The 25,657-nt window shown below is 72.1% G+C and carries 24 protein-coding genes; 6 read left to right on the top strand and 18 right to left on the bottom strand.

Translation table 11 applies throughout. The features are described from left to right. Window positions 1–74: 74 nt before the first annotated feature. On the top strand, window positions 75–617 hold the full coding sequence (locus ACYVP9_RS16360) for a hypothetical protein (protein ID WP_460605989.1): 543 nt from the start codon (window positions 75–77) through the stop codon (window positions 615–617). A 65-nt stretch (window positions 618–682) separates the two neighbouring features. Here the strand turns inward: ACYVP9_RS16360 and ACYVP9_RS16355 are convergent, their stop codons facing one another. After that, window positions 683–1,321 (bottom strand): TetR/AcrR family transcriptional regulator, encoded by a 639-nt coding sequence (locus tag ACYVP9_RS16355; RefSeq protein ID WP_460605988.1) that lies wholly within the window; start codon window positions 1,319–1,321, stop codon window positions 683–685. An 89-nt stretch (window positions 1,322–1,410) separates the two neighbouring features. On the opposite strand from ACYVP9_RS16355, the gene ACYVP9_RS16350 reads away from it, so the two are divergent. Beyond that, window positions 1,411–2,955 carry an MFS transporter gene (locus tag ACYVP9_RS16350; protein WP_460605987.1) on the top strand — a complete coding sequence of 515 codons (1,545 nt, stop codon included), beginning with the start codon at window positions 1,411–1,413 and terminating at the stop codon, window positions 2,953–2,955. An 89-nt stretch (window positions 2,956–3,044) separates the two neighbouring features. Here the strand turns inward: ACYVP9_RS16350 and ACYVP9_RS16345 are convergent, their stop codons facing one another. The 7 genes from ACYVP9_RS16345 to ACYVP9_RS16315 are packed head-to-tail and all read right to left on the bottom strand — an operon-like array spanning window position 3,045 to window position 8,778. Continuing rightward, window positions 3,045–3,242: a hypothetical protein gene (locus ACYVP9_RS16345; RefSeq protein ID WP_460605986.1), complete on the bottom strand. Its 198-nt coding sequence runs from the start codon at window positions 3,240–3,242 to the stop codon at window positions 3,045–3,047. Between the two features lie 5 nt (window positions 3,243–3,247). Further along, window positions 3,248–3,901 carry a class I SAM-dependent methyltransferase gene (locus ACYVP9_RS16340; RefSeq protein ID WP_460605985.1) on the bottom strand — a complete coding sequence of 218 codons (654 nt, stop codon included), beginning with the start codon at window positions 3,899–3,901 and terminating at the stop codon, window positions 3,248–3,250. Window positions 3,902–3,910: 9 nt separating this feature from the next. Next, on the bottom strand, window positions 3,911–5,299 hold the full coding sequence (locus ACYVP9_RS16335; RefSeq protein ID WP_460605984.1) for a lipopolysaccharide biosynthesis protein: 1,389 nt from the start codon (window positions 5,297–5,299) through the stop codon (window positions 3,911–3,913). Window positions 5,300–5,304: 5 nt separating this feature from the next. After that, window positions 5,305–6,414 (bottom strand): glycosyltransferase family protein, encoded by a 1,110-nt coding sequence (locus ACYVP9_RS16330; RefSeq protein ID WP_460605983.1) that lies wholly within the window; start codon window positions 6,412–6,414, stop codon window positions 5,305–5,307. A gap of 10 nt (window positions 6,415–6,424) precedes the next feature. Then, window positions 6,425–7,171 (bottom strand): SDR family NAD(P)-dependent oxidoreductase, encoded by a 747-nt coding sequence (locus ACYVP9_RS16325; protein WP_460605982.1) that lies wholly within the window; start codon window positions 7,169–7,171, stop codon window positions 6,425–6,427. Then, entirely contained in the window at window positions 7,168–8,523 is a 1,356-nt protein-coding gene (locus ACYVP9_RS16320) for a class I adenylate-forming enzyme family protein (RefSeq protein WP_460605980.1), read from the bottom strand. The genes ACYVP9_RS16325 and ACYVP9_RS16320 overlap by 4 nt, the downstream gene beginning before the upstream one ends. Window positions 8,524–8,535: 12 nt before the next feature. Then, entirely contained in the window at window positions 8,536–8,778 is a 243-nt protein-coding gene (locus tag ACYVP9_RS16315; protein WP_460605979.1) for a phosphopantetheine-binding protein, read from the bottom strand. Between the two features lie 159 nt (window positions 8,779–8,937). On the opposite strand from ACYVP9_RS16315, the gene ACYVP9_RS16310 reads away from it, so the two are divergent. Continuing rightward, window positions 8,938–9,732, top strand: a complete 795-nt coding sequence (locus ACYVP9_RS16310; RefSeq protein ID WP_460605977.1) for an SGNH/GDSL hydrolase family protein — start codon at window positions 8,938–8,940, stop codon at window positions 9,730–9,732. On the opposite strand, the gene ACYVP9_RS16305 is transcribed toward ACYVP9_RS16310, so the two are convergent. From ACYVP9_RS16305 to ACYVP9_RS16275, 7 genes are read right to left on the bottom strand one after another with little or no spacing between them, the layout of a single operon-like run. Beyond that, complete coding sequence (locus ACYVP9_RS16305) at window positions 9,733–10,713, bottom strand: class I SAM-dependent methyltransferase (protein WP_460605976.1); 981 nt, start codon at window positions 10,711–10,713, stop codon at window positions 9,733–9,735. Beyond that, the gene (locus tag ACYVP9_RS16300; protein WP_460605975.1) at window positions 10,710–11,558 is read right to left on the bottom strand and encodes a methyltransferase domain-containing protein; all 849 of its coding nucleotides are present in this window, start codon (window positions 11,556–11,558) and stop codon (window positions 10,710–10,712) included. The genes ACYVP9_RS16305 and ACYVP9_RS16300 overlap by 4 nt, the downstream gene beginning before the upstream one ends. Then, window positions 11,555–12,133, bottom strand: coding sequence for a serine O-acetyltransferase (locus ACYVP9_RS16295; protein ID WP_460605974.1), 579 nt, complete (start codon window positions 12,131–12,133; stop codon window positions 11,555–11,557). The genes ACYVP9_RS16300 and ACYVP9_RS16295 overlap by 4 nt, the downstream gene beginning before the upstream one ends. A 10-nt stretch (window positions 12,134–12,143) precedes the next feature. Further along, window positions 12,144–13,325, bottom strand: a complete 1,182-nt coding sequence (locus ACYVP9_RS16290; RefSeq protein ID WP_460605972.1) for a glycosyltransferase family 61 protein — start codon at window positions 13,323–13,325, stop codon at window positions 12,144–12,146. A gap of 3 nt (window positions 13,326–13,328) precedes the next feature. Further along, entirely contained in the window at window positions 13,329–14,165 is an 837-nt protein-coding gene (locus tag ACYVP9_RS16285) for an FkbM family methyltransferase (RefSeq protein ID WP_460605971.1), read from the bottom strand. Continuing rightward, window positions 14,162–15,022 (bottom strand): class I SAM-dependent methyltransferase, encoded by an 861-nt coding sequence (locus ACYVP9_RS16280; RefSeq protein WP_460605970.1) that lies wholly within the window; start codon window positions 15,020–15,022, stop codon window positions 14,162–14,164. The genes ACYVP9_RS16285 and ACYVP9_RS16280 overlap by 4 nt, the downstream gene beginning before the upstream one ends. Then, window positions 15,019–16,497, bottom strand: coding sequence for an O-antigen ligase family protein (locus ACYVP9_RS16275; protein WP_460605969.1), 1,479 nt, complete (start codon window positions 16,495–16,497; stop codon window positions 15,019–15,021). Before ACYVP9_RS16275 ends, ACYVP9_RS16280 begins: the two co-directional genes overlap by 4 nt. Window positions 16,498–16,733: 236 nt before the next feature. Between ACYVP9_RS16275 and ACYVP9_RS16270 the strand changes: the two genes are divergently transcribed. The 3 genes from ACYVP9_RS16270 (at window position 16,734) to ACYVP9_RS16260 (ending at window position 21,273) form a co-directional block, all read left to right on the top strand. Further along, on the top strand, window positions 16,734–18,242 hold the full coding sequence (locus tag ACYVP9_RS16270; protein WP_460605968.1) for a tyrosine-protein kinase domain-containing protein: 1,509 nt from the start codon (window positions 16,734–16,736) through the stop codon (window positions 18,240–18,242). 13 nt (window positions 18,243–18,255) lie between these two features. Further along, a complete protein-coding gene (locus ACYVP9_RS16265) occupies window positions 18,256–19,245 on the top strand; it encodes a Rossmann-fold NAD(P)-binding domain-containing protein (RefSeq protein ID WP_460605967.1) in 990 nt (329 codons plus the stop codon). Between the two features lie 204 nt (window positions 19,246–19,449). Next, the gene (locus ACYVP9_RS16260; RefSeq protein WP_460605966.1) at window positions 19,450–21,273 is read left to right on the top strand and encodes a DUF4012 domain-containing protein; all 1,824 of its coding nucleotides are present in this window, start codon (window positions 19,450–19,452) and stop codon (window positions 21,271–21,273) included. Between the two features lie 9 nt (window positions 21,274–21,282). On the opposite strand, the gene ACYVP9_RS16255 is transcribed toward ACYVP9_RS16260, so the two are convergent. Genes ACYVP9_RS16255 through ACYVP9_RS16245 form a run of 3 tightly spaced genes read right to left on the bottom strand, consistent with a single transcriptional unit; the run spans window position 21,283 to window position 25,291 of the window. Beyond that, window positions 21,283–22,875 (bottom strand): hydrolase CocE/NonD family protein, encoded by a 1,593-nt coding sequence (locus ACYVP9_RS16255; protein ID WP_460605964.1) that lies wholly within the window; start codon window positions 22,873–22,875, stop codon window positions 21,283–21,285. Continuing rightward, window positions 22,872–23,912 (bottom strand): hemolysin family protein, encoded by a 1,041-nt coding sequence (locus ACYVP9_RS16250; protein ID WP_460605963.1) that lies wholly within the window; start codon window positions 23,910–23,912, stop codon window positions 22,872–22,874. Before ACYVP9_RS16250 ends, ACYVP9_RS16255 begins: the two co-directional genes overlap by 4 nt. Beyond that, a complete protein-coding gene (locus ACYVP9_RS16245; protein WP_460605962.1) occupies window positions 23,912–25,291 on the bottom strand; it encodes a hemolysin family protein in 1,380 nt (459 codons plus the stop codon). The genes ACYVP9_RS16250 and ACYVP9_RS16245 overlap by 1 nt, the downstream gene beginning before the upstream one ends. Between the last annotated feature and the right edge of the window lie 366 nt (window positions 25,292–25,657).

Here is a 25,657-nt window from a genome sequence, read left to right as displayed (position 1 = left end):
GTCGACGCCGAGATTCTTATTCAACACTTATGTTCGCCTTGACCACGCCAGTGGTCCTGACGACAGGAGTGTCCATGTCCCTCTCGCGAATGCTCGCGTCGGCTCTACTCGTGGCCGGCGGGTCCACGGCGATTGTCGCCGTCGGCGCCGCGCCCGCCTCCGCGGCGTGCGCTCCGGACCCCGGCACGGCCGTCAAGCAGACCGGCATCTCCTACCTGTCGACCGGAAGCGCCGCCGGCAAGCGCAACGGGTCCACCCAGACCTCGACCCTGTCCGTGTCGCTCAGCCTGACCAAGACCCAGTCGTCGGCGTGGCAGGTCGGTGGCGGGGCGAGCGTCGACTTCGGCGTGGCGAAGGTGGAGGCCAACACCAACTACACCGTGACCCGTACGACCGCGGTCAACAAGACGGTCACGGACACCGTCTCGGTGCCCGGGCACTACTACGGGTACGCGCAGCCGAAGGCGGAGGTGCGCACGTTCCACATCTACAACTACGAGACCACCCCGCAGTGCGGATACGCGGTCACCCACGACTACGGGTACTTCGACGCCATCACCGCGGCGCCGTTCTTCGCCGAGTGCGTGGCCACCTCGCCCTGCACCCCGAAGCCGTGATGGGCGTCCGGGTCCGGCCCTCGAGGCCGGGCCCGGACCGGTGGACCTGCGGCCGCGCGGCCGCGTCAGGCCCAGCGGCCGTAGACGAGCCGCAGGACCGCCTCGACGACGTCGGACACGACGAGCTCGCCGTCCGTGTCGGGGTCGCTGGTCATGTGCGCCATCCGTCCGTCCCGGAGGTCGAGGACGAGCCCGGCGAGGGTGCGCGCGTCGATGCCCTCCGGGGCGAGTCCGGCGGCGCGGTCGCGGGTGATCTTCGCGGCGAGGCCGTCGACGAAGCGGCTGCGGGCGCGGTCGCCGAACTGTTCGAGGGGCGCGTACGACTCGCCGGACGCCAGCGTGCACGCCAGCACCTGGCCGTGGTCGCGCCAGACCGCGAGCACGGCGGTGGTCTGCTCGCGCAGCTCGTCCGGTGACGGTCCGGCGGTGTCGAACCAGGCGTGCGTGGCGCCGAAGTCGGACCAGGCCTGCTCGATCAGCGCGGCCAGCACGGCCTGCTTCGTCGGGAAGTAGAAGTAGAAGCCGGTGCGGGAGATGCCGGCGGCGCTCGCCAGGTCGTCGATCGTCACCGACGCCAGCGGACGCTCGCGCAGCAGTGCCCGAGCCGCCTCGAGAATCTGCGCCTCGCGTTGGTCGCCCTTGCTTCGACCGGTGCGTCGGCGCACCGCGGAGGGGTCGTCGCTGCGGGCCGGGGCGGTGGTCACGGCGTCGAGGGTAGCGTCGCGCCGGGCCGTAGTCGACGTCACGTCGGCAAAAATCGACACAGTGTCAATTCCTGGGCTACCGTCCTCGGGTGACCTTGCCGCGTTCCGCCGTTCCCGCTCCACGCACCGCCTCGCCGGCTGCCATCACCGCGACCGCCGCCGTGGCCGTGCTGCTGCTGTCGGCCGTGCAGTCCGTGGTCATCCCGGTGCTGCCGCAGATCGGCGCCCAGCTGAACGCCGGCGTCACCGCCACCGGCTGGGTCACCACCGCCACGATGCTCACCGCCTCGGCCGTCACGCCGCTGCTCGGGCGGCTCGGCGACGTCCGCGGACAGAAGCCGGTGCTGATCGCGGCGTTGGTCATGACGCTCGCGGGCAGCCTGCTCGCCGCGACCACGCACTCGATCGGGCTGCTGATCATCGCCCGCGCGCTGCAGGGCTTCAGCTTCGGGCTCTTCCCGCTGGCGATCTCGGTGCTGCGCACCGAACTGCCGACGGCCCGCCTCACCGGCGCGATGGCGATCACCGCGTCCGGGCTCGGCGTCGGCAGCGGTCTCGCCCTCGTCGCGACCGGCCTGCTCACCCGCGGCGACGCCGACTACCGCCGCGTCTTCTGGCTCTGCACCGTGCTGACCGTCATCGTGCTGGCGCTCGTCGTGCGGCTGCTGCCGTCGCGCAAGGGCCAGGGCGGACGCGTCGACTACCTCGGGGCGCTCGTGCTGTCGGCCGGGCTGGTCTCGCTGCTGCTGCCCGTCTCGCAGGGCCACGACTGGGGCTGGGGTTCGACCCGCGTCATCGTCCTGTTCGCGCTCGCGGCCGTGCTGCTCGTCGGCTTCGTGGCCCTGCAGCGGCGAACGGCGGCGCCGCTCGTGTCGCCCGCCCTGCTCGGCCGCCGGCCCGTGCTTGTCACCAACCTCACCGCGCTCTGCGTCGGCTTCGGCATGTTCGCGGTCTTCGTCGGCGCCACCTACTTCGTGCAGAGCTCGCGGGCTCTCACCGGCTTCGGCTTCACCGCGTCCACGCTGGAGACCAGCGTGGTGTTCATGCTCCCGGGCGCGGTCGCCGGTCTCTTCGCCGGACCCGTCGCCGGACGCCTCGTCGCCGGCATCGGCCCCCGTCGCGTGCTGATCCTGGCGTGCGGCATCGGCGTGCTCGGCATGCTCGGCCTCGCGTTCCTGCACGGCACCAGCGGCGAGGTCGTCGCCTCGCTGGTCATCGCGAACGTCTCGATCGCCGTCGCCTACGCGGCGATGCCCGCGCTGCTCGTCAGCTCGGTCGCGCCGCACGAGACCGGCATCGCCAACTCGATCAACTCGATCATGCGGACCGTCGGCGGTGCCATGGGCAGCGCCCTCGTCGTCACCATCCTCGCCTCGGACGTCGCGACCCACGCCACGCCCGCCGGCCCGCTCGCCCTGCCGGTCGAGGGCGCCTACCGGCTCGTGTTCCTGCTCGGTGCCGGGTTCTTCGTCCTCAGTGCGCTGCTCATGACCTTCGCGATGCCGAAGGCCGGGCGGCCGCTCTCGGTCACCGCCGTCCACGAGGACGAGGCCATCGGTGCGGCGGGCGAGTTCGCGATGGCATCCGTCGACATCGACGCCGACACCCCCGGACGGGCTCCCGCGACGCGCTGATCCGGGTCGCGGGGGTACGCCCTTTTCGAATCTGTAATACGCGCAGAAATGCGTGTATTACAGATTCGCGGAGAGGGCGGGTCGGCCGGTCACTCGCGCACGACGTGGGCCTCGCCGACGTCCATCTCCTCGCCGGCGGTCATGCGCTCGAGGCACCAGCGCAGGTGCCACTCCGGCTCGACGTCGTGGTCGACCAGCCCACGGGCGGCGAGGAAGTCCGCCGCCTCGCCCACCGAGCCGAACCTCGTGCGGGCATCGGAGGTCTCGATGACGAAATCGCCGGCCATCGGCGCTACTTGACGGCTTCGACGGCGAACTGTGCGCCGGCCTCGTCGGTCCGGGTGTCCAACCCACGCAGTTCGGGGTGCTCGCTCTGGCCGAGTTCCACGCGCACGGCGGGCCGGAAGCCGGCCCGCTGCAGCTCGGCGTCCAGGGTCTCGAAGTCGTACAGGTAGCCGACGTGGTGACCGAACGACCCGATCGGGATGCGGACGAGGTCGATGGGGTGCTCGACGGTGAGCCCGAGCGCACGGTACTGACGGCCCGGCTCGCTGTCGACGGCGCTGCGACCGCTGAGGTACAGGTCGATGTGCGCGCGGATGTCGGGGGTCACGGTGCGGATCACGCCGCCCGGACGCAGGCACCGGTAGGCCTCGGCGAGCATCCGTCGGGCCGCCTCGAGCGGCACGTGCTCGATCACGTTGTCGTTGTAGACGTGCGAGACCGATCCGTCCTCGAGCGGCCACGTCGTCGTCGCGTCGAGGTAGTTGCGCGTCACGGCGTTGACGTTGGTGACGACCCACCCGTCACGCCGCTGCAGGCCGCCGATCTCGAGCTTGAACGGGCGCGGGGCGTTCGCGAGCGCCTTGGTCAGACGGGACTTCGCGATCGGCGTGTTCACCGCGCGCACGGACGCGCGCGCGACGGCGTAGAGACGGGGATCCACGGGGCGAACCTATCGGTAGGGGAGAGGGCGTCGCCTGTCCAACGACGGTTGCGGACGGGACGGTGCGGCCGGTCCCGGACGGGGTCGCGGTCGTGGCGCCACGGCGGCCGGGAGCGGCGCGTCCGCCCGGGCCACCGTCCGACGGCGGTCGAACAGCAGCGCGGGCAGCGTCTGCACGAACAACCCCACGAGGAAGGTCGCCAACAACGGGCCCGGGGCGCCGTACGCCTTCGCGAACCAGATCGAGAGCCCGACGTTGAGCGGCAGCGCCAGCAGGGTCATCGCCGCCACGAGCCGCACGCCGGCGGGATCGGTCAGCTTCATCGCGACGGGATACGACACGGCCTGCGTCGTCACGCTGAGCGCGGCGGCGATCGGCAGCACCCAGCCGAGGTCGATCGCGTCCCCGCCGATGGCGGTGCCGATGGGGTCGGCGACGAGCACCAGGACGAGGCAGACCAGCGCGGTGCCGGTGCCGAAGATCGCGACGATGCGCCCGAGTGGCGGTCCGGGTCGGCCCTCGGCCCGCGCCCGGGCCCAGATCGGCCACAGCGGTTGGGCCGACGCGGCGATGAGCGCGACGAGCGGCGCGAAGATCTGGATGACCACCGAGTAGTCGGCGAGCGCCTGTTCCGACGACACGTGGCTCAGCACGATGCGGTCGCTCTGCAGCATCACCGGGACGGCGAGCGTGGTGATCAGCATCGGTCCGGAGATGGCGCGGATGCTCTCGCCAGGATGCCGGCGCCGGTCCGGGACCTGACGCAGCGTCGCCCACGGAAAGGACGTGGCGCGCACCGCGACGACGGCGGTCACGCCCATGATCACGACCAGCGCGACGGGCGGGACGACCAGCAGCCATTCGGGATCGAGGTCGAGCACCACCACCGCGCCGACCAGTACGAGGATCAGCGGCGTGAAGAACGTCTGGATGATGACCGTGACGTGGTTGCGGTCGACGCCGAGCAGCATCCGCTGACCGAGACCGGGCACGAAACTCAGCGCGAAGATGCTCATCGCCACCGCCACGACCGCGTTCGGTCCGGACGCGGCCCCGAGCAACGACGGCCACGCCCCGGCCGCTCCCAGGAGCACCGAGACCACCACGACCGCCGCAGCGGACGCGCACAGCACCCGGGTCGAGGTCAGCAGCACCCGCCGCGAGTACGCCGAGTCGGGACCGTGCTGGGCGACCGCCGACGTCACCGCGGCGCCGACTCCCAGGTCGTTCAGCGGGATCAGCGCGATGAGCGCCACGATCAGCGCGAAGCTGCCGAACGCGCCGATGCCGTAGTGCCCGATGATCAGCCGGCTCGTCACCAGGGTCGCGACAGCGGTCGGGAGCAGCGACGCCGCTCGGGCGACACCGCTGCGGACGACCGGCCCGATCGCGGACACGACAGTCAGCCGCGCCGGTACGGAACGCCGAGCAGCACCGACGCGAACTCGTCCGCGGTGGCGACGGGTACCCGTCCGCCCGACACCGTGACCTCGCCGCCGAGCACGCGGCGCAGGCCGTCCGAGACGCCGTCGACGGTGAGCTCGGTGGCGACGCCCCCGCCGGTGGCCTCGAGCTCGCGGGCCCGCACCTGCGAGCCCGCGGACACCACCGGGACACCCGCTGCCAGTGCCTTGCCCATGATGCCGCTGGGTCCGTTGTTGGTCAGTGCGATGACGCACGCGTCGCACGCCGCGACGAGCTTGTCGAGTTCCTCGTTGGGCAGGAAACCGTGCCGCGTGACGATGCGGCGGCGGACCTCCGGCGGCTGCGCCTCGATCCACGCGGCGACGTCGGGCTCGATGAGACCGGCGACCACGAGGTCGGCGTCGTCGCGGGCGTGCATCATCGCGTCGACCGTGAACGGGATCTTCTTGCGCTCGGTGATGACCCCGAAGATGCCGACAAGCTTGCGCTCGGCGGGAAGTCCGAACTCGTGACGGATTTGCGCGCGATCGCGCGAATGGGCCGAGCAGATCGCCGGATCCCGTGCGCGTTTGACGATCCACCCCCTGCTCAGGTCATCGCGTCCGGCGAAGCCCGCGACGCGGTGAACGGTGCGGGTGGCCATCGCGGCGAGCGCGAGAAGGGCCTTCGAGACCCGCAGCGTCCACCCGAACCGGTCGGTCAGCGCGAGGGTGGCCGGGTAGCGGGTGAGCATGAAGACGACTCGCGGGCGCCGTGGCAGGCCGCGGAACTCTTTCGCCGCCACGTACCACCAGCGCTTGAGCGACTGGTCGGCGTCCATCACCAGTGCCTGGTCGACGTCGGCGCGGCGTGCCCAGTCGGCGACCGCGCGCGCCATCTCCCGTGTCGGCGGGTGGATCCCGTCGAACCGCTCCTCGACGGTGACCGGGGCGTCGGCGAGGTACGTCGCGAACTCCTCGGACGCGGCCGCCCCCCGCGAGGTCAGCAGCACCACCTCGCCGCTGCGCGCGGCGAGGCGCGCGACGTTGGCGGCCGCCTGGAAGCGGTGGCCGCCGTTGTCGGGCTCGACGATCAGCGTGACCGGCATGGCGTTCCCGTCACCCGGTCAGGCCACCGTCGACGACGATGACCTGGCCGGTGAGGTAGGAGTTGCGCGGGTCGGTGAGGAACTGTGCCACTCGCGCGATGTCCTCGGGCTCGCCGAGGCGGCCCGCGGGCGTGCGCCGGACGATCTGTTCGAGCTGCGCCTCGTCGAGGCCGTGGCTCATCTCGGTGCGCAGGTACCCGGGCGCGATCGAGTTCACGGTGATGCCCCGCGAACCCAGTTCGCGTGCGAGAGCGCGGGTGAACCCGTCCAGGGCGGCCTTGGTCGCGCTGTACACCGCGAGGCCGCGGTACCCGGACCGTCCGACGATGCTCGAGATGTTGACGATGCTGCCGCCCGCGCCGCGGGCCAGCATGCGCCGGCTGACGAGACGGGTCACGTAGAAGGTGCCCTTCAGGTTCAGGTCGACGACGGTGTCGATGTCGTCGTCGCCGAACAGGCCCATCACGCCGTCGCGGGCGACGCCCGCGTTGTTGATCAGGACGTCGACCTGACCCCATTCGGCGATGACCGCATCGACGAAGCCCTTCGCGTCGGCGGACTTCGCAAGGTCCGCTGGGGCGAACACGAGACGGCCGGGGAACTCGGCCGCGAGCGCGTCGATCTCCGGGGTGCGGATGCGGGCGCAGGTCCCGACCCGGTCGCCGGAGGCGAGGTACGCGCGGACGATGCCGAGGCCGAGCCCGCGGCTGCCACCGGTGACGAGGACGACGCGGCCGTCGCTCGGGCTGTCGATCACGGCGTTCTCCTGACGATCTTGCCGCCGGTGGTGGTCACGTCGTCGACGATGGCGATGCGGCGAGGGCGGGCGGCGGCGGGCAGGTCGGCGCAGGCGGCGCGGACGGCCGCCTCGACGGCTTCGGGGTCGGCGCCGTCGGCGAGGACGAGCTCGACGGCGACGATCGCGCCGGTGAGCTTGTTGGCACGTCCGAACACGCGCGCCATGTCGACACCGGCCACCGCGCCGACACGCTCCTCGATCGGCAGCGGGTGGACCTTCACCCCGCCCACGTTGATGATCTCGGAGCTGCGGCCCCGGAACAGGATGCGGTCGCCGACGACCTCGACGAGGTCGCCGGTCGCGCGCCAGCCGTCAGGGTCGACGTGAGGATCGCCGTGGTATCCGAGCATCCCGACGCGCGAGCGCACCCAGAGCTCGCCGTCGACGATCTTCATGGCGATGTCGGCGTCCTCGCCCCGCTGCAACACCTCGGTCGACAGGCCGCTGCGGCCGTCGCGGACGGACCCGCTCGACCCGAACTCGCTGGCGGCGTAGACCTGCGAGATCGACGCGTCGGGGAACGTCGCACGCAGGGTGTCGAGCAGCGGACCGGGCACGGCCTCGCCGCCGAGCGTGATCTGGCGCAGGGCGGGCACCGGACCGCGGTCGGACCGCAGCTCGGCGAGCAGGAAGCGCCAGTAGGTGGGCGTGGCGCTGGCGTGGTCGACGGCGTGCGCGCGCATCGCGGCGAGCCCCTCGCGCGGTCGGCGTGGTGCCGGCGCGACGAGTGCCGCACCTGCGGCCATGACGTGCACGACGATCTGCAGGCCGGCGAACTGGTGCAGGCCGTAGGCGAGCAGCCAGCGCTGGTCCGGAGCGGGCTTGATGCGCCGCGCCGCGCGCAGCAGCCGCGACCAGTCGTGGCGGACACCGCGCGGAGCGCCCGTCGTGCCGGTGGTGAGCACCAGCAGCGGCCGCGCGTCCGGCATGTCGGCGGGCGCGGGTGCGCCGTCGCCGGGGCCCAGCAGCTCGGCGGGCGTGATCGTCCGTGCGAGCGCGACGTCGGTGCGGGCGGTCAGCAGCACGTCGTGGCCGAAACGCGCGGCGAGCTCGGACGTCTCCGTCGCGTCGGCCGTCGGCGGGTACTGGCACACCTCGGCGCCCGCCAGCGCCGCGCCGGCGAGCAGCGGCAGCACGACGTCGGCATCGTGGTCGAGCACGGCGAGCCGGGTGATGCCCTCGGACGTCAGCCGCGCGGCGACGGCCTCGGCGCTCGCCAGCAGTTCGCGGTAGGAGACGGTGCGCTCGTCGAGGACGATCGCCGGCCGGTCACCGCCGTCCGCGACCGCGCGGCGCAGGAGTTCGATCACCGGCGGACGGGCTCACGCCGCCGTGCGGGCGTAGAAGGCGACGATCTCGCCGAGCGTCTGCGGCATCTCGTCGGCGCTGTACGGATCGGTGCCGAGCGCGTCCTCGAGCGTGGCCGACAGCTCGGCGGTCTCGAGCGAGTCGAGGCCGACCCCGTCCGCGTACAGCGGGGTGTCGAGGGCGAGGTCGTCGATCTTCTTCGTGCGGCGCACGAAGTCGCGGACGGTCTGCTCGGCAAGCTCCGGCGTGGCGGCCATGGCGGGGGTCTCCTGTCGCTCGCGTTCGGTCGGAACTCTAACGGAGCACGGGGTTTCCGGCCCGTCGGCGGAGACTCCTCACGACAGGGTGACCCGCGGGCGCACTCGCTCGTTAGGGTCCGTGTCAGCTCTCTTTCGTCCCTGCCGGAGGACGTCCGCATGACCGCACCGTTGCCTCTGCCGCTGCGCGTCCTCGTCAAGGGCGCGTCGACCGTCATCGCGCTGGGCGACCGCGACTGGCAACGCGACGACCTCGCCTTCCCGCGGGCCATGGAACGGGCCGTGCTGCAGAGCGGGCGCCCGGTCGAGGTGCGAGTGTCGGGAGTGGCGTCCGAGCGGACGAAGACCGCGCTGACGGTGTGGGAACGCGAGGTCCTCGCGTGGTCGCCCGACGTGGTCGTGCTCGTGTACGGGCACTACGAGTGCATCCATCTCGTGCTGCCGTGGTGGCTCGAGCGGCACGCGAACAGCCTCAAACGGCGCCGCAGCCCGCTGCGCGACCTGTACCGCGATCGCCTGCTGCGCAAGGTGTGGGTGTCGCTCGCCGCGCTGCAGTCGAAGCTGGACGCCCGGCTCGACCCGACCTTTCGGCGGCGTCACAAGCAGGTGGTGCGTGACCTCGACCAACTGATCCGCCGCACGTACGAGGCCGGGCACCCGCTCGTGCTGCTGCCGACGCTGCCCGCGCCCACCGGCAAGGCCACGTCGTGGTTCCCCGGCATGGCGCGGCGCATCGACGTGATGAACGCGGCCGTCGCCGATCTCGTCCGCCGGCTCGACGACCCGAACGTCCGCACCTTCGCGGTGCCCCCGGTCGCCGCGACCGTCACGCCCGAGGGCATGTCACCCACTCCGGACGGCTTCCACTACTCGGCCGACGTGCACCGCGCGATAGGTGAGGCGATGGCGGGTGAGGTGCTCGACTGGGCCGCGACCCAGCCCCACCTCAAGTAGTCAGTCGCGGCGGCGCAACCACAGCGACGAGGGCGGGTTGGGGTCGGCGGCGACCGGCACGTAGTCGTCGAACGCCCGCTGCAGGAACGCCTCGTCGTGGTGGCGCAGCAGAGGGGTCGACAGCAGCATCTCGAACGCGGAGTTGAAGGCCAGGAACGTCTGCACGACCATCGCCTCCTGCCAGTACAGCGGCCACCGCTCACCGAACAACCACGTGTCGGCGGGGAACGGCGTGTTGTACGGGAACGGCACGTCGTGGATGTGCACGAACACGCCCGGCTTCACCCGTGGCAGCACCTCGAGGAACAGGTACGCCACGTCGCTGTCGATCTTCAGCGCGTGGGACGAGTCGATGAACAGCACGTCGCCGGCCTCGAGGGCGGAGAACGTCTCGAGCGGCACGTCCTGCACGACGCTGCGCACCAGCTCGAAGCCGGGCAGCTCGTCGAGCGCCGGGAACGGGTACGGCTCGATGCACGTGATCTTCAGCGGCGAGCCCTCGTCGGCGTTGCGGGCCGCGGCGAGCGTCGCGTAGTACGTCGACAGCCCGGAACCGACCTCGAGGTACCGCGCCGGCTTGTGCTCGCGCAGCATGAAGTACAGCGTGCGCGCGTCGAAGTAGGGGTAGCCCGGTCCGAAACCGGCCTGCTGGTTCGCCAGGTAGTCGCCGGTGACGCGGCGGAACTCTGCGTCCCAGCGCGAGGCCAACGTGCCGAGCCGGTCGCGCAGCGCGTCGACGTCGACGTCCAGGCCGGGCAGCTCGCTGGGCCTGTCCCACCGCGACCGTGTCGCCTCGATCTCGGCGAGCACCGGCAGCGTCGAGTAGTAGTCCGACCGTCGCGCCACGTTCAGCCCGAGCAGCCCGAGCAGCCGGTGGATCAACCGGATGCGGCCGCGGCGCAGGGCGAACACCAGCCTGTCGAGGACGCCGAAGACGGGCGCGGGCAGCGCCCGCTTGACCCGCTGCACTGACCGGCTCATGATGCTGCCTCCGCCGTGGTCGGTTTGTCGGCCGCGAACAGGCCGTACCCGAAGGTGCCGTCGCGCCAGAAGCCTTCGAGGATGTCGCAGGAGCGGACGAACGCATCCCGGCCGTCGGCGCCGATCAGCCGTTCGACCTCGTTGCGGAAACGATCGGCGTTTGCGCGCCATCGAGCAAACGTCGGCAACGTCGACTGCGTGAGGTCGTCGACGACGTCGACGACGAGTCCGTGGTCCGCGGCGATGGCCGTGTACCAGTCGAGGGGCTCGAAGTGCGCGTCACCGAACGCGGTGCGCAGCACCACGAAGTCCTTCCGCCGCTCGCGCACCTCGCTGAACGGGATGGTGCGGTGCCGGGTCAGGTCGCAGAGCACGAGCCGGCCGCCGGGCCGCAGCACACGGGCGCACTCGGCGATCAGCCGTTCGCGCTCGCGCATCAGGTGCGCGGACTCCAGCGCCCACACGACGTCGAAGGACGCGTCGGGGAAGCCGTTGTCGATGCCGTCGCGCTGCTCGAACGAGACTCCGTCGAGGCCCTCGGCGGCGATGCGGGAGCGGGCGGTCTCGACCCCGACCGCACTCGTGGTGATGCCGACGACCTCGACCCCATGCTCGCGCGCGAGCCGGGCGGCGGGCGCCCCCGAGCCGCAGCCGACGTCGAGCACCCGCAGGCCGGGACGCAGTCGCGCCGCTTCGGTCATGCGCCGGGTCAGCTCACCGGTGGCCTCGGGCAGTGGCTCGTCGCCGGTGGCGAACACGCCGTAGTGCAGCTCCTCGCCGAGCAGCAGTCGCCACGCCTCGGTGACGGCGTCGTAGTGCGTCGCGGGATCGTAGGTCTCGGTCATGACTCGTCCCTCGTCCCCACCTGGCGAGCCGGGTTGCCGAGGACGACGGCGCGGGGCGCGACGTCCTTGAGCACCGTGGAGTTCGCGCCGATCATGGCGCCGTCGCCGATGACCACGCCGCCGACGAGCACCGCGTGCGCGCCGACGACGACGTCGTCACCGATCGTCGCGAACTCCTGGTCGCCGTGGCCGTCCTCGTAGTAGCGCGCGGCGGCGGTGGCGCCGCCGGCGAGGGTGACGTTGTCGCCGATGCGCAGGCCGAAGCCGATGGTGACGCCGGCGGGGTGGGGCAGCATCAGTCCGGTGCCGATGACCATGCCGGGACCGAAGTCGGCGCCCAGCAGCACGTTGCCGAGCGTCCGCAGCAGGTTCGCCGGCAGCGTCCGTCCGGAGCGGTGCAGCACCTGCTGCGCGCGCACGATGACGGACGCGATCATGCCGGGGATCGTGAGGCAGCGCGCGGCAACCTTGAGCCAGCTGGGGTTCGCGTCGGCGCGGTAGCGCGCCATGTCGCTGAACACCAGTTCGCGGAAGCCGAGCGACTCGCTGCTCGCGCCGACGGCGGGGGCGGTCACGGTCGGGAGGTTAGTGGACATCGACACGTCCATCCGTTCGAAGGAGTACGCCGAGCAGCCCGCGCAACCCGTCGAGGTCGACGGTGATGTCGCGGACGAGCGCGCCGCCGCGCGACGTCGCGCGACCCGGCGCGGACAGGTAGCGGTAGCGCAGCCCGGCGCTGCACGCGAGCGCCCAGAAGTCGGGCAGCCGGCACCCGGCAGGGAACAGCTCGACGACCGCGCCGCCCGCGGGCACGAAGGCGAGGTTGGCGAGCGCGGCGCCGTGCGGGGCCACGACGGCTTCCGCGGACCCGAACGCCCGGATCTGGTCGGCCAGCGACATCGCGCCCGGGTCGATCGCGACGAACCCGTGCGACGCCAGCAGGTCGATGACCTCGGCCTCGTTCGTCACGGACCGGTTGTTCGCGGACGGACCGCGCGTCACGTACAGCCGCCGCCGTGTTGTCGGGACGCCCACGCGGGACGCGAGCTGCGAGCGCAGGAACTCGACCACCCACGGCGGGTTCTTCTCCGTCATCGCGGGCGGGGCGGGTACGACCAGCACCTCCGCCCGCACGTGCGGGTGCGCGTCCGCGTCCACGACGTCCCCGAGGTCGAGCAGCTCCGCCGCCTCGCGCTGGAACCCGGTCGTCTGCGGCAGGTACCAGTGGTCGGGCGCATCGAGGCCGGATGCCTCGAGGACGCCCACGCGGGGCAGTACGTCGAAGAGGAAGTGGTAGTAGTTCGCGTCCGCCCGGGACGCGAGCACGGCGAGCCGGCCGGGCACCTCGAGCGGCGGGGCGGGACGCGGGCGCAGGTACAGCGGGTGCTCCCGCGGCCGTGCCGTGCCGAACCAGCGGCTGACGTCGTGCACGAGCGCGCCGCGCGCCGTGACGACCGCGCGGTGCGGGCCCAGCACCCGTCCGCCGGGCAGTTCCGCGGCGTCGACGGCGCCGACGTGCGGGTCGGCAGTGTCCGTGGCGGGCAGGTCGGCGGGCACGCCCAGCTGCGGCGTGCGGTCGAGGGTCTCGGCCGGGCGGGCGGTGACGCACCGCCCGCCCGTCGTGGCGGCGGCCTCGGCGAGCGAGCGCACCGCGGTGCGTGGCAGCCCGAGGCGGGACGTGACGGGCGCGGCGGTGCGCGTGCCGGCGGTGTAGACCGGTTTCAGGTAGGGGAACAGCGGCCGCAGCCGCGGCGGCAGGCGGACCATCGCTCAGCGCACGGGCAGCGGGTCGCGCGAGAGCCACGCGCAGCCGTACCCGTCGAGCGTCTCGATGTCCTGCACGGTCAACCCGACACCGGCGAAGAACTCGCGCAGCTCCGGCCAGCCGTGGCCCTCGACCGGGTGGAACTCGATGACCACGCGGCGGACCGACCGCCAGCTCGCCGGATCGGACCCGAGCACGAGGTCGTACTCGCCGCCCTCGCAGTCGATCTTGACCAGCTGCGGCGGCGAGGCCAGCGCGGCGACCACGTCGTCGAACGCGACCGTGCGCACCTCGGTGGCCGTGCCGGTGCCGGCGGAGCGCGCCGCGAGCAGGCCGTTGAGCCCGCTGCCGGCGCCGTTGTCGTCGAACCCGGCCGACCCGGTGGAGCCGGACAGCGCCGCCTCGGTGACGGTGACGCGGTCGGCGACGCCGTTCTGCTCGACGTTGCGGCGCAGGAACGACGCCGTCGTCGGCGAGGGCTCGAACGCGGCGACGGTCGCCTTGGGGTGCAGCTGCGCGAGGCGGACGGAGAACGTGCCGACGTGGCCCCCGATGTCGACGGCCTGCAGTGGTTCGCGCAGCAGGGGGCCGAGCAGCCACTCGAGGCGGTAGCAGTCCTCGGCGAAGATCTCGTAGACCGGCACCCGGGCGCCGGGCCGGTTCGGGGTGTCGATGCGGACGCCGGTGCGGGTGCGGAACGTGAGCGTGTCCGGACCACGGCCACCACGGCCGAGGGCCATGTGTCTGAACACGTCCGGCCAGTTGGTGAACGTCCGGGGCGTCTGCACGAGACGTCGCGCCCAGTAGACCCGGGCGCGCAGGGCGCGGTTCGCGATGGTCACACGTGTGCCTTCCGGTCTCGGCTGAGCCAGGCGGTGCCGATGCGCGGCGCGTCCGACTCGTGGCGGATGACGTGCAGCCCGGCCTCGGCCAGCCAGCTGCGCAGCTCGTCCCAGGTCTCGCCCTCGACGACGTGGTACTCCATGACGACCCGCTGCACGCTCGCCCACGACGCGGGGGACGAGGCGTAGACCATCGCGTACTCGCCGCCCTCGCAGTCGAGCTTCACCAGCTCGGGCGGACGGCCCGCGGCGGCGACCGCCGCGTCGAAGGTGGTCGTCGGCACCTCGACGGTGTGCCGGGCCGTGAGCTGGTCGCTGCCGTCGACGAGGCGCTCGCCGTCGGCGACCAGCCCGTTGTGGACGCTGCCGCCGCTGTTGTCGTCGAACAGCGCGGTGCCCTCGGTGGCGGCGAGGGCGGCCTCGACGACGCGGACGCGGTCGTCCAGGGCGTTGGCGGCCAGGTTGCGGCGCAGGTAGCGCGCGCTGTCGGCGGACGGTTCGTAGCAGGTCACCTGCGCGTCCGGGTGCAGCCGCGCGAGGTTGACCGTGAACGAGCCGACGTGCGCACCGACGTCCAGGACCGACAGCGGGCGCCCACGGAACGGCTCGAGCAGCGTGCGCAGGCGGTAGCAGTCCTCGGCGAACTGCTCGTAGAGCGCAAGTCGCGCGCCCGGCACGTTGGGCACGGTCAGCCGCGGCCCGTCCTTCACCGCGAAGGTGAGCTCACCGGCGCCGCGACCCAGTTTCTGGGCGGCCATGTCGCGCAGCAACCCCGGCCAGTTGTCGAACGTGCGGGTCGTCTGGCCGACCCGCCGCGCCTCGTGGCGCAACGAGTCGACCTTGGTCGCGAGCGTCATCGGACGGCCTCCTCGAAGCGGGTCCCGGACTTCGGGCGGGGGGCGAACTCGTCGTCTCCGGCGTCCGCGCCGGCCGGCTGGGACGCCAGGTACTCGCGTCCCTTCGTGACCGCGAGCAGGGCGGCGAGGATCGCCTCGGGCAGGTAGTAGAAGCGGTCGGTGAGGCTGGTCTCGACGAAGTTCATGGGCACCTTCGCGACCACCGCCGCGCAGATCGCCGCCGCGATCGGGGTGTTGCGGATGAGCTTGAACGAGTCCCAGGACGCCGCGACGAGGTAGATCGACATGATCGTGAACAGCACGAGACCGCCGGCCTGCAGCTGCTGCAGGTAGACCTGGGACGCGTCGGTCGACGCCTGCATGCCGATGCCCTTGACGGGCGAGAAGAAGAAGTCGCGCAGGCCCTGGTCGGCGACCCGCTCGCGGACGGTGTCGGAGCCCTCCGTGGTGTCGTTGCCGTACAGGCGGGTGGCCTTGAGGATCCCCAGGCCGACGGACGGGAAGACGACGGCGACCACCCCCATGGCCGCCACGCCGCCGAGCACGATCGCCGGCGCCGAACCACGGGTGCGCGGCAGCAGCACGAACGCCAGCACGACGGCGACGAGCAGGCAGACGGTGCCGCCGCGCGAGCCGCTGGCGTAGGTGCCCAGGCTGACGCTCACGAGACTCACCGCACCCACCCAGCGCTCGACCCGCACGTGCGAGGTCAGCAACCAGCAGGCGAAGGGTGCGGCGAGCACGAGCGCCTCGGCCAGGAAGTTCGGATGGTTGGAGAAGCCGACCGCGCGGTCACCCTGCGCAGGCAGGCCGGTGAGCAGCTGCCCGATGCTCGTGCCCAGCTCGCGGTCGGCGAACGCCACGAAGCCCTGGACGGCGTTGCCGACGCAGAACAGGACCGCCATCCAGCGGACGGCCGAGCGGCGCAGCAGCGCCGCCGCGGCGAAGCACACCGGGATGGCGGCGATCGCGATGACGAATTTCAGGGTGACGAGGACGTTGACGACCTCGAGCCCCGTGTTGACGCGGTTCACCGGGTTGCCCTCGGCGCCGAGCACGGTCCGCTGGTCGAGGTACGACGTCGGCGTCGGGAAGAGCACGAGCAGCAGGCACAGCAGCACCAGGCCGTAGGCGAGCTGCTTGATCCACCACGGCGGGGCGCGGAACGCCTGCGGCGCACCGAACGCGAACGACAGCAGAGCGAGCAGCGGCAGGACGTCGCCCGGACGCAGCGGCCCCACGAACCAGCCGTTCCACGACAGGGTGGCGGCCGACAGGTAGGTCGCTCCCAGCCCCACCTTCACCAGGTCGGCGGAGGTGAACACGACGACCGCGGCCAGTGCGGCGACGCCCCCGAGCAGCACGACGCCGAGCGAGCCCGCCCGCAGGGCGAGCACCTCGATCGGCACCATGAGCACCAGCATGACCACGGCACCGATGGGGCCGTGGCGCAGTCGGGCGGACACGTCGCGCATCACGCTCCTGACGGGAGGGTCGGTCGGTGCTCCGGCAGCACCTGCCGTGACCAACGTCCCGGACGCCGGAACGTCACGCAGCAGATCGCTCCGGCGGCAGGACGACCCGGCGGACGGACCGTAACCCAATCGGCTCCGGCTAGTTAAGCCGTGCACCACCAGGGTTCGCCGGGGCTCTGGGCGGCCGGCTCCCCCGGGAGACCCGGCTGCGATCGCCAAGCAGGGGACGGTCCGTCGTGTCGTTGCGTTCGTACTTGCGGATCCTCCGCGAGCGGTGGGCCACTGTCGTGGCCTTCGTGCTCGTGGCGACCGCCCTCGCCGTCGTCGTCACCGCGCTGACGCCGGCCACCTACCAGGCCACCGCCCAGGTACTCGTCGTGGCCAGCAATACCACTGGGGCGCTGCAGAACCAGGACAACACCTACGTGCAGTACCAGGTGACCAGTTACGCCAAGACCATCGACAACCCCGACGTGGCCAAGTACGTCGAGCAGGACCTGCACCTGGGGCTGTCCGCCCGCCAGATCAAGGACAAGATCAGCGCAACCGCCAGTGCGGGCGAGTCGATCATCTCGGTCAGCGCGACCGACGGCAGCGCCGCCCGCGCCACCGAGCTGGCCAACTCGGCGGCGTACGGTTTCCGGGCCTCGGTCGAGAAGTTCAGTTCGTCGGTCAAGCTGTTCGTGACCGGGCCCGCCGACCAGCCGAGCGCGCCGGTCAGCCCCAAGCCGGTGCTCAACGTGGCGCTGGGCCTCTTGCTCGGTCTGCTGCTGGGGGCCGCGGTGGCGGTCGTGCGCGACCTGCTCGACAACCGCATCAAGAACGCCGAGAGCCTCGCGAAGACGGCCGACGCGCCGGTCATGGGGGTCATCGTCGAGGACCCGTCCATCAAGACGGCCCCCATCGCCGCCCGCTCCGACGCCAGGACGACCCGCGCCGAGAATTTTCGGCAGATGCGCGCAAATCTTCAGTTCGCGAACGTGGACGACCACCCGCGCGTGCTGGCGGTGACCAGCTCGATCCCCGCGGAGGGCAAGACGAGCGTGGCCATCAACCTCGCGGCCACGCTCGCCGAGGCCGGCTTCACCGTCTGTCTCGTCGACGCCGACCTGCGTCGCCCGACGGTGGCGTCCGTACTGGGGCTGACCGGCGCCGTCGGCCTCACCAACGTGCTCATCCAGCAGGTCGAACTGCACGACGCGCTGCAGACGGTCGAGCCGAACCTGTACGTGCTGGCGTCCGGTCCGACGCCGCCCAATCCCAGCGAGGTGCTCGCCTCGACCTACGTCCGCGACGCGATCCGCTCGCTTCTCGACACCATCGACTACGTCGTCATCGACACCGCGCCGCTGCTCCCCGTGGCGGACGGTTCCGAGGTGGCGGCGCTGGCCGACGGCACCCTGCTCGTCGCCCGGCAGAACGTCACTACCGAGACCCACGTCAAGCATGCGTCCCAGAACCTGTCCAGGGTCGACGCGCGCCTGCTCGGCGTCGTGCTCAACCGCGTGCCCGTCCGCCGCGGCGAGCGGGACTACGGCTTCGAGTACTACCGCAACGAAGAGGTCGGACAGTCGTTGCAGAAGAAGAACGGCAGGAACCCCAAGGCCAGGAATGCGAAGCCCCTGGCGCAGCTCACGGGCACCCGGACGAACGGTCACGACCGTGAGGCCGACGCAGCTCTTCTCGACGGCGCCCCCGACGCCCGAAGTGCCCGGCACCGCACCATCTCCCCCCGGAACACCTGAGAGGCACACGCTGATGAGCGAGAAGAACCGGACTGTGGACGCCGTGGTGACCGGCGGCGGCGGCTTCATCGGCGGCCACCTGGTGGCGCGGTTGCTGGCCGAGGGCAAGACCGTCCGCAGCGTCGACGTCAAACCGTTGGACGAGTGGTACCAGGTCCACCCGGACGTGCAGAACGTGCAGGCGGACGTCTCGCTGCTCGAGAACGCACGCGCCGCCGTCGAGGGCGCCGCGGTGGTCTACAACCTGGCCGCCGACATGGGCGGCATGGGCTTCATCGAGAACAACAAGGCGCTGTGCATGCTGTCGGTGCTCACCAGCACCCACGTGCTGCAGGCAGCGCGCGAGAACGGGGTCGAGCGCTACTTCTACAGCTCGTCGGCGTGCGTGTACGCCGCCGAGCACCAGACGTCCCCGGACGTCACCGCGCTCAAGGAGTCCGACGCCTACCCGGCGATGCCCGAGGACGGGTACGGCTGGGAGAAGCTGTTCAGCGAGCGCATGGCCCGTCACTTCCTCGAGGACTACGGCGTGCAGACCCGCGTCGCGCGCTACCACAACGTCTACGGCCCGAACGGCACCTGGACCGGCGGCCGGGAGAAGGCGCCGGCGGCCATCTGCCGCAAGATCGCCACCGCCGTCATCACCGGCAGGCACGAGATCGACATCTGGGGCGACGGCCACCAGACGCGCACCTTCATGTACATCGACGACTGCGTCGAGGGCACCCGTCGCATCACCGACAGCGCCGACCCGCACCCGGTGAACCTGGGCAGCGACGAGCTCGTCTCGATCAACCAGCTCGTCGACATCGTCGAGACCATCGCCGGCATCAAGGTCGAGCGCACGCACGACCTCAGCGCGCCGCAGGGCGTCCGCGGCCGCAGCAGCGACAACACCGAGATCCGCCGCCGCTTCGACTGGGAACCGGGCATCACCCTCGCCGACGGCCTCGAGCGCACCTACCGCTGGGTGTACGACGAGGTCAAGAAGTCGCTCGGCTGACGCCGCGCCGACCTGCCACCCGCCATGACGACGCACCGGCCGCGGCCGCTGCCGTCCGGCCTTCCGGTGCGCCGGGGAACCGCCACGGCGCGTCCGGCCCTCGGGCCGCGCCCCGAGCCCGGACCGCCCCCGTCGCGCACGACACGGGTCCCGCGATCGCGGCGGCGCCGGTCGGCGTACGCGGACGCGAACCGGGTGCGCCGGGTGCGGCGGCGACTGCGCCGCTGGTCGCGTCACGCGCGCCGCCGGACGCGAGCCTTCGTCGCGCGGCACCGCCGCGTGCTGCTCGTCTCCTTCTACGGCCTCGCGACCGTCGTGGTGCTGGGCACGCTGTGGCTCGTGATCACGGCGCTGATGGCACGCTCGAAGCTGGACGATCTCGACAACAGATTTGCGCAAGTGCGCGCATTCGTCGCGGCAGGTGACGTCGCGGCCGCCCGCAAGGCGGCCGAACAGATCCCGTCCGACGCGCAGGCCGTGCACGACCTCACCACCGGTCCGGCCTGGTGGACGGCCGCACAGATCCCGCTGCTCGGCGAACCGGTCGAGGTCGCCCGCGGCACCGCCGCCGCCACCGGCACGATCGGCACGCAGGTCGTGCCCGAGCTGGTGCGCGTCTCGAAGGAGATCGACCCGAACCGGGTGCGGGCAGCCGGCAACCGGGTCGACCTCGCCGCCCTCGACCGTGCGGCGCCGGTACTGCAGCGAGCAGCCACGTCGATGGGTACGGCCGTCCGCCGCATCGACGCGCTGCCGGCGAGCACCTGGTTCGGTGCCGTCGACCGCGGCCGCGCGACGCTGACGACGACGATGCACGAGCTGCAGGGATACGTCGATGCCGCGGCGCGGGTCTCGCGGGTGCTGCCCACGATGCTGGGCGAGGACCGTCCGCAGCGGTACTTCGTCGGGCTGCAGAACGAGGCCGAGCTGCGCGGCACCGGTGGGCTTCCCGGCGCGTTCGCGATCGCCGTCGCCGACCAGGGTGTCGTGCGTTTCGTGCGCTTCGAGAGCAACGCCGCGCTGCGCGCGCCGGGCCGGGGCAACCTGTTCGCCTCGGGCGTGAGGTTCGGGCGCGACTACCAGCAGGCGTACGGACGGAGCCTGCCGACGCAGTCGTTCTACAACTCCAACGTGAGTCCCGACTTCCGCTACGCCGCCCGCATCTGGGCGGGCATGTACGAGAAGCTGAGCGGACAGCGCATCGACGGGGTGCTCGCGCTCGACCCGACGGTGCTCGCGTACTTCCTCGCCGGCACCGGTCCGGTCACCGCGCGCGGTCAGGTGGTGTCCGCGCAGAACGTCGTCGCGCTGCTGCAGCGTGATCAGTACCAGATCTTCCGTGACGACTTCACGGGCCGTAAGGAGTTCGTCGTCGACGTCCTGCGCGCGGTGTCGCAGAAGGTGACCAGCGGCGCGGGCAGCGGTCTGGCGATGCTGCAGGCGGCGACGGCGTCGGCCGACCAGCAACGGCTGCTCGCGTGGAGCCGGGACCCCGAGGTGCAGCGCGCCATCGTCGAGACGCACTACGGCGGCACCCTGCCGCCGGCGTCCAGGGCCCTCGCCGGGCTGGTGCTGAACAACGCCTCCGGTGGAAAGATCGACTTCTACTTGACGCGGGAGCTCGCGTACACGCGCACCGGGTGCGGGTCGAGCCGCGACATCGTCGCCACCGTCAAGCTGACCAACAACGCGCCCGCGTCGGGGCTGCCGCCCTACGTCGTCGGTCGCGCCGACGATCCGCCACCAGGCGCGAAGCCCGGTGACGTCCGCCAGGTCATGGACTTCTACGCCAGCGCCGGCGCGCAACTGCTCGGCGTCACCATGGACGGCAGGCGGACGTCCGCCGCCGAGCTGCGCGACCTCGGCCGTCCGCTCTTCCGCATGGAGCTCGAGATCCCCCGGGGCACGACGCGGACGATCATCCTGCACCTGCGCGAACCCGCCGGCGACGGCCGTCCCGCCGTCGTCTGGCAGCAGCCCGGCGTCACCCCGCTCGCGGTGACCACCGAGCAGCAGTCCTGCGGGTGAGGGGACGGGTCAGCCGCCGGTCGGCACCGTCAGCGTCGCGGGGGAGGCCTTCGTCGACGACGCGGTGATCGTCTGCCCGAAGGTGTTGAGCTCGGTGTAGCGCGGGTCGCCGGAGTCGACGACGACGGCGAGCCGGTGGCCGGCCGGGACCGTCCACGAGATCGGCTGCATCGTGATCGTGACCGGGCGCGCGCGGCCGGGTTCCCACCCGGTGAACGAGTACGGCTGCACGGACATCAGCCGCGCCTTCCCGCCGTCGGTGCCGAGGTCGTACAGGTACGCGACAACGGTGCCGCGCGCCCGGTCGGACGCCAGACTCACGCGCAGGGTCGCCGACCCGTTCACGCCGGTGGGCGTCTCGACGACGGGTCCGGTCCAGACGAACGACAGCGATCGGGTCAGTCCGTAGAGGTCGGCACCGACGGGCTCGTAGGTCGCGAACGGCGTCGTGTACGGCCCGCTGGTCGCGACCGAGTCACCGGTCGCGGTGAGGTTCGCGCGCCAGGTGCGGTCGATGCCGGAACCGGTCTGCTTCGTCGATCCGGGGACGCCGAGGGCGATCGCCCGCCCGCCGTCCGGCCACTTCTCGTACGTGTGGACGGACGTGGTGCGGACGTCACGCAGCACGATCGGGTTCTCGTCGGCGATGCCGTTGTCGGCGCCGCGCAGGTAGTGGTCGAGCCAGCTCAGCGCGTCGCCGACGGTGGCGTTGCGCGCGCCCGTCAGTGCGCTGCCCTCGGGCCCGCCGTGGTCTCCGGGCGCCAGCTGCAACCGCTTCGGGGTGGTGAGCCGGTCGAAGAAGGTGACCAGCTGGCCGGGCGGGAAGATCGAGTCCTGGAAGCCGTTCGCGAGCAGCACGGCGGGCTTGTTGCGGTTGAGGTCGTCGACGACGTCGATCGCCGACCGCGTCGGCGACATCGCGCGCAGCGTCGCGCCCACCGTCCGGGGCTTCGTGCGGACGGCCGTGCGCAACGCGGTCAGCCGGTCGTCGAGACGCGCGTCCTTCACACCGAGCAGCTGCGCGAGCGCACGCGTGCCTGGCGTGCCCGCCGGGTCGAACGAGCCGGCGAAGTCGGTCCAACCGCTGAGCGCCGCGACGGCGCGGATGCGCTTGTCGCGCGCGGCTGCCAGCAGTGAAGCGCCTGCGCCGTAGGACATCCCGAACGCGCCGATGCGACTCGGGTCGACGGGCAGACTCGTCAGCGCCCAGTCGATCACGTCCGTCACGTCGCGCTGCGTGCGCTCACCCATGAAGTCGACATCGCCCTGCGACCCCGCGAACCCGCGCTGCGCGTACGCCACCACCACGTAGCCGGTCGCGGCGAACTCGCGCGCGATCGACTCGTACTGGGTGGCGGGCTGCCCCCAACTCGCCGGCATGACCACGAGCGGAGCCTTGCCGCGGTTGCGGGGGCGCACCACCTGCGCCGACAGCGTGGTGCCGTCGTCGGCGGTGATCGTCGCCCTCGCGACGGAACCGACAGCGCCCGCCGCGGGAGCATCACCCTTGTCGCCGTCCGCGGGCCGGACGATCACCAGCACGGCTCCCGCGATCACGACGACCGCGGCCAGCGCGAGCAGCAGCGGACGGACGCGGGTCACGCCTTCACGGTAGAGCCATCGGCCCGCAGCAGCCTGCCGAGAACGTCCGTGACGGTGACGACCCCGAGCATCGCGCCGTCGTCGCCGGTGACGACGGCGAGCTGCGCTCCGGCGCCCTGCATGCGCAGCAGCGCGTCGTGCAGCGTGGTGTCGTGCGGCAGGCGGAACGCCGTCCGGACGAGGCCGTCGAGCGACGCGTCGCGGGGCCGGTCGAGCGTGTCCCGTACATGCACGACGCCGACGGCGCCGCGATCGCCGTCGGCGCCGCGATCGCCGTTGAGCACGAGGATGCGCAGGTGACCGGACGCTCGCGCGGCGTCGCGCACGTCGCCCGCCGTCGCGCCGGCCGCCACCCCGGTGGGACGTTCGCGGCGGACGAGGTCCGCGATCGGGGTCGTGTCGAAGTCGAGTGCCGTGGTGATCGCGTCCGACTGTGCGGCGTCGAGCGTGCCGACGTCGCCCGAGTGCTCGACGAGCTGGCGCAACGCGGCGGGGTCCTGGCCGTTGGCGAGCTCGTCCGCCGGTTCGACGCCGGCGCGACGCAGGCACCAGTTCGCCGACCCGTTCAGCAGGCGCAGCGTCGGACGGAACACCAGCATGAACGCACGCATCGGCAACGCCAGCATGGTCGCTGATCTCTCCGGATGCGCGATCGCCCACGACTTCGGCGCCATCTCGCCGACGACGAGGTGCAGGAACGTCACGACGACCAGCGCGAGCACGAACGCGATCGCGTCCGCGGCCCACCTCGCCAGACCCCAGCCCTCGAAGACCGGCGTCAGCCAGTAGTGCACGGCGGGCTTGCTGATCGCGCCCAGCGCGAGCGTGCAGACGGTGATGCCCAGCTGCGAGCCCGCGAGCAGCAGCGTCAGCTCGGACGCGCTGCGCAGCGCGGCGCGCGCCGACCGGCTCGAGGCAGCGGTGTCCTCGAGGCGGTGCTTCTTGGCGGCGATGACCGCGAACTCGACAGCCACGAAGAAGGCGCTGGCGGCGATGATCGCGAACGTCACGACCACGACCACGACGGGGTTGTCCATCAGCGGTCCCCGTCGGTGGTGGCGCCGGACCCGGTGCTCGCCGAGACGTCGACCCGCAGCCGCACCCGCGTGGGCACGTGGTCACCGACCTCGGTCACTTCGACGACCAGCACGCGACGGGGCGGGTCGTCGAGCAGCAGGTCGTCGGGTTCGGCGGGCAGCGGCACGGCGACGGTGTCGCCGACGGCGGGGAAACCGCCGTGCGCCGAGATGGCGAGTCCGGACACCGTCTCGTAGTCGCCCTCCGGCAGGTGCAGGCCCAGAATGCGCTCGAGTTCGTCGAGGTGGGCGTCGCCCGGCGCCGTCCAGTGATCGGTGCCGTCGCGCCGCACGAGCAGCGGCGGCTCGGTGTCGTGCTCGTCCGTCAGTTCGCCGACGACCTCCTCGGCGAGGTCCTCGAGGGTGACCACGCCGGCCAGGCCGCCGTACTCGTCGAGCACGCAGGCCATCTGCTCGCGCGAACCGGTGAGCGTCGCGAGGGCGCGGGGCAACGGCATCGACTCGGGCACCACGCACGCCGGACGGGCGACGTCGGCGGCGGTCGCGGCGTCGTCGGCGCCGAGGACGTCGACGAGGTGGACGACGCCCAGCACCCGTCCGCGGGGGTCGAGCACCGGGTAGCGGGAGTGGCCGGTGTGCATGATCGCGCGCAATTCGTCGACGGTGGCAGCGCCGAGGACGGTGTCGGCGCGCGACAGCGGCACCATCGCGTGGCGCACGTCCTCGGACGGGAAGTCGATCACGCGGTCGAGCAGCACCGACAGCGGTGCCGGCAGGTCGCCGGTCTCGCGGGAGTCGGCGACGATGCGCTCGAGGTCACGGGTGCTGGCGGCGTGCTCGACGTCGTGCACCGGCTCGATGCGCAACAGCCGCAGCAGCGCGTTCGACGACGCGTCGAAGATCGAGATGAGCCAACCCGTCACCGCCAGGTAGACGACCGTCGAACGCGACAGCGCCCGTGCGACCGGCTCCGGACGGGCGATGGCGAGGTTCTTGGGGAACAGCTCGCCGAAGATCATCTGGACGAACGTGGAGAACAGCAACGCGATGACGGTGCCGATCGCGATGCCGACGCCGGTGGGGACGGACACCCCGCCCAGCAGGTCGCCGATCGACTCGCCGATCAGGGGTTCGGCGACGTAACCGACCACCAGGCCCGTCACCGTGATGCCGAGTTGCGCACCCGACAGCATGAACGACGTGCGGCGGGTGACCTGGAGCGTGCGTTGCGCCGTCGCGTCGCCGTCCGCCGCCGCTGCGCGCAACGTCGCGCGGTCGACCGCCATGTACGCGAATTCCTGGGCCACGAAGTAGCCCGTCGCCGCCGTGATGGCCAGGACCACCACCACGCCCAGCAGCAGCGCGAGGAGCGCCGTCATCCGTGCCGTCATCCCTCCCGGCCGCGCTCATGACGGGGCGGCCTGGCCGCGGCCCGCGCGCGGCGTAGGGAGAATGTTCCCGGACCAGTCTGTGCGCGACCGGGTGCGCGCTGGGAGCTTCCTGTGGGGCGGCGGTGCGGCCGGAGCTCCGGCATCCGGCGCCGGGTGGCGATCTTCAGGCGGTTCGGGTGCTGCGGCGCGTGGCCTGTCTGAAGATCCGGTGCCGGGTGGCGATCTTCAGGCGGTTCGGGTGCTGGGGCGCGTGGTCTGTCTGAAGATCCGGTGCCGGGTGGCGATCTTCAGGCGGTTCGGGTGCTGGGGCGCGTGGTCTGTCCGAAGATCCGGTGCCGGGTGGCGATCTTCAGG

The organism is Jatrophihabitans fulvus (assembly GCF_054781375.1).
Note: the sequence above shows the minus strand (reverse complement) of the source record. Positions and strands in the feature narration are given on the sequence as shown.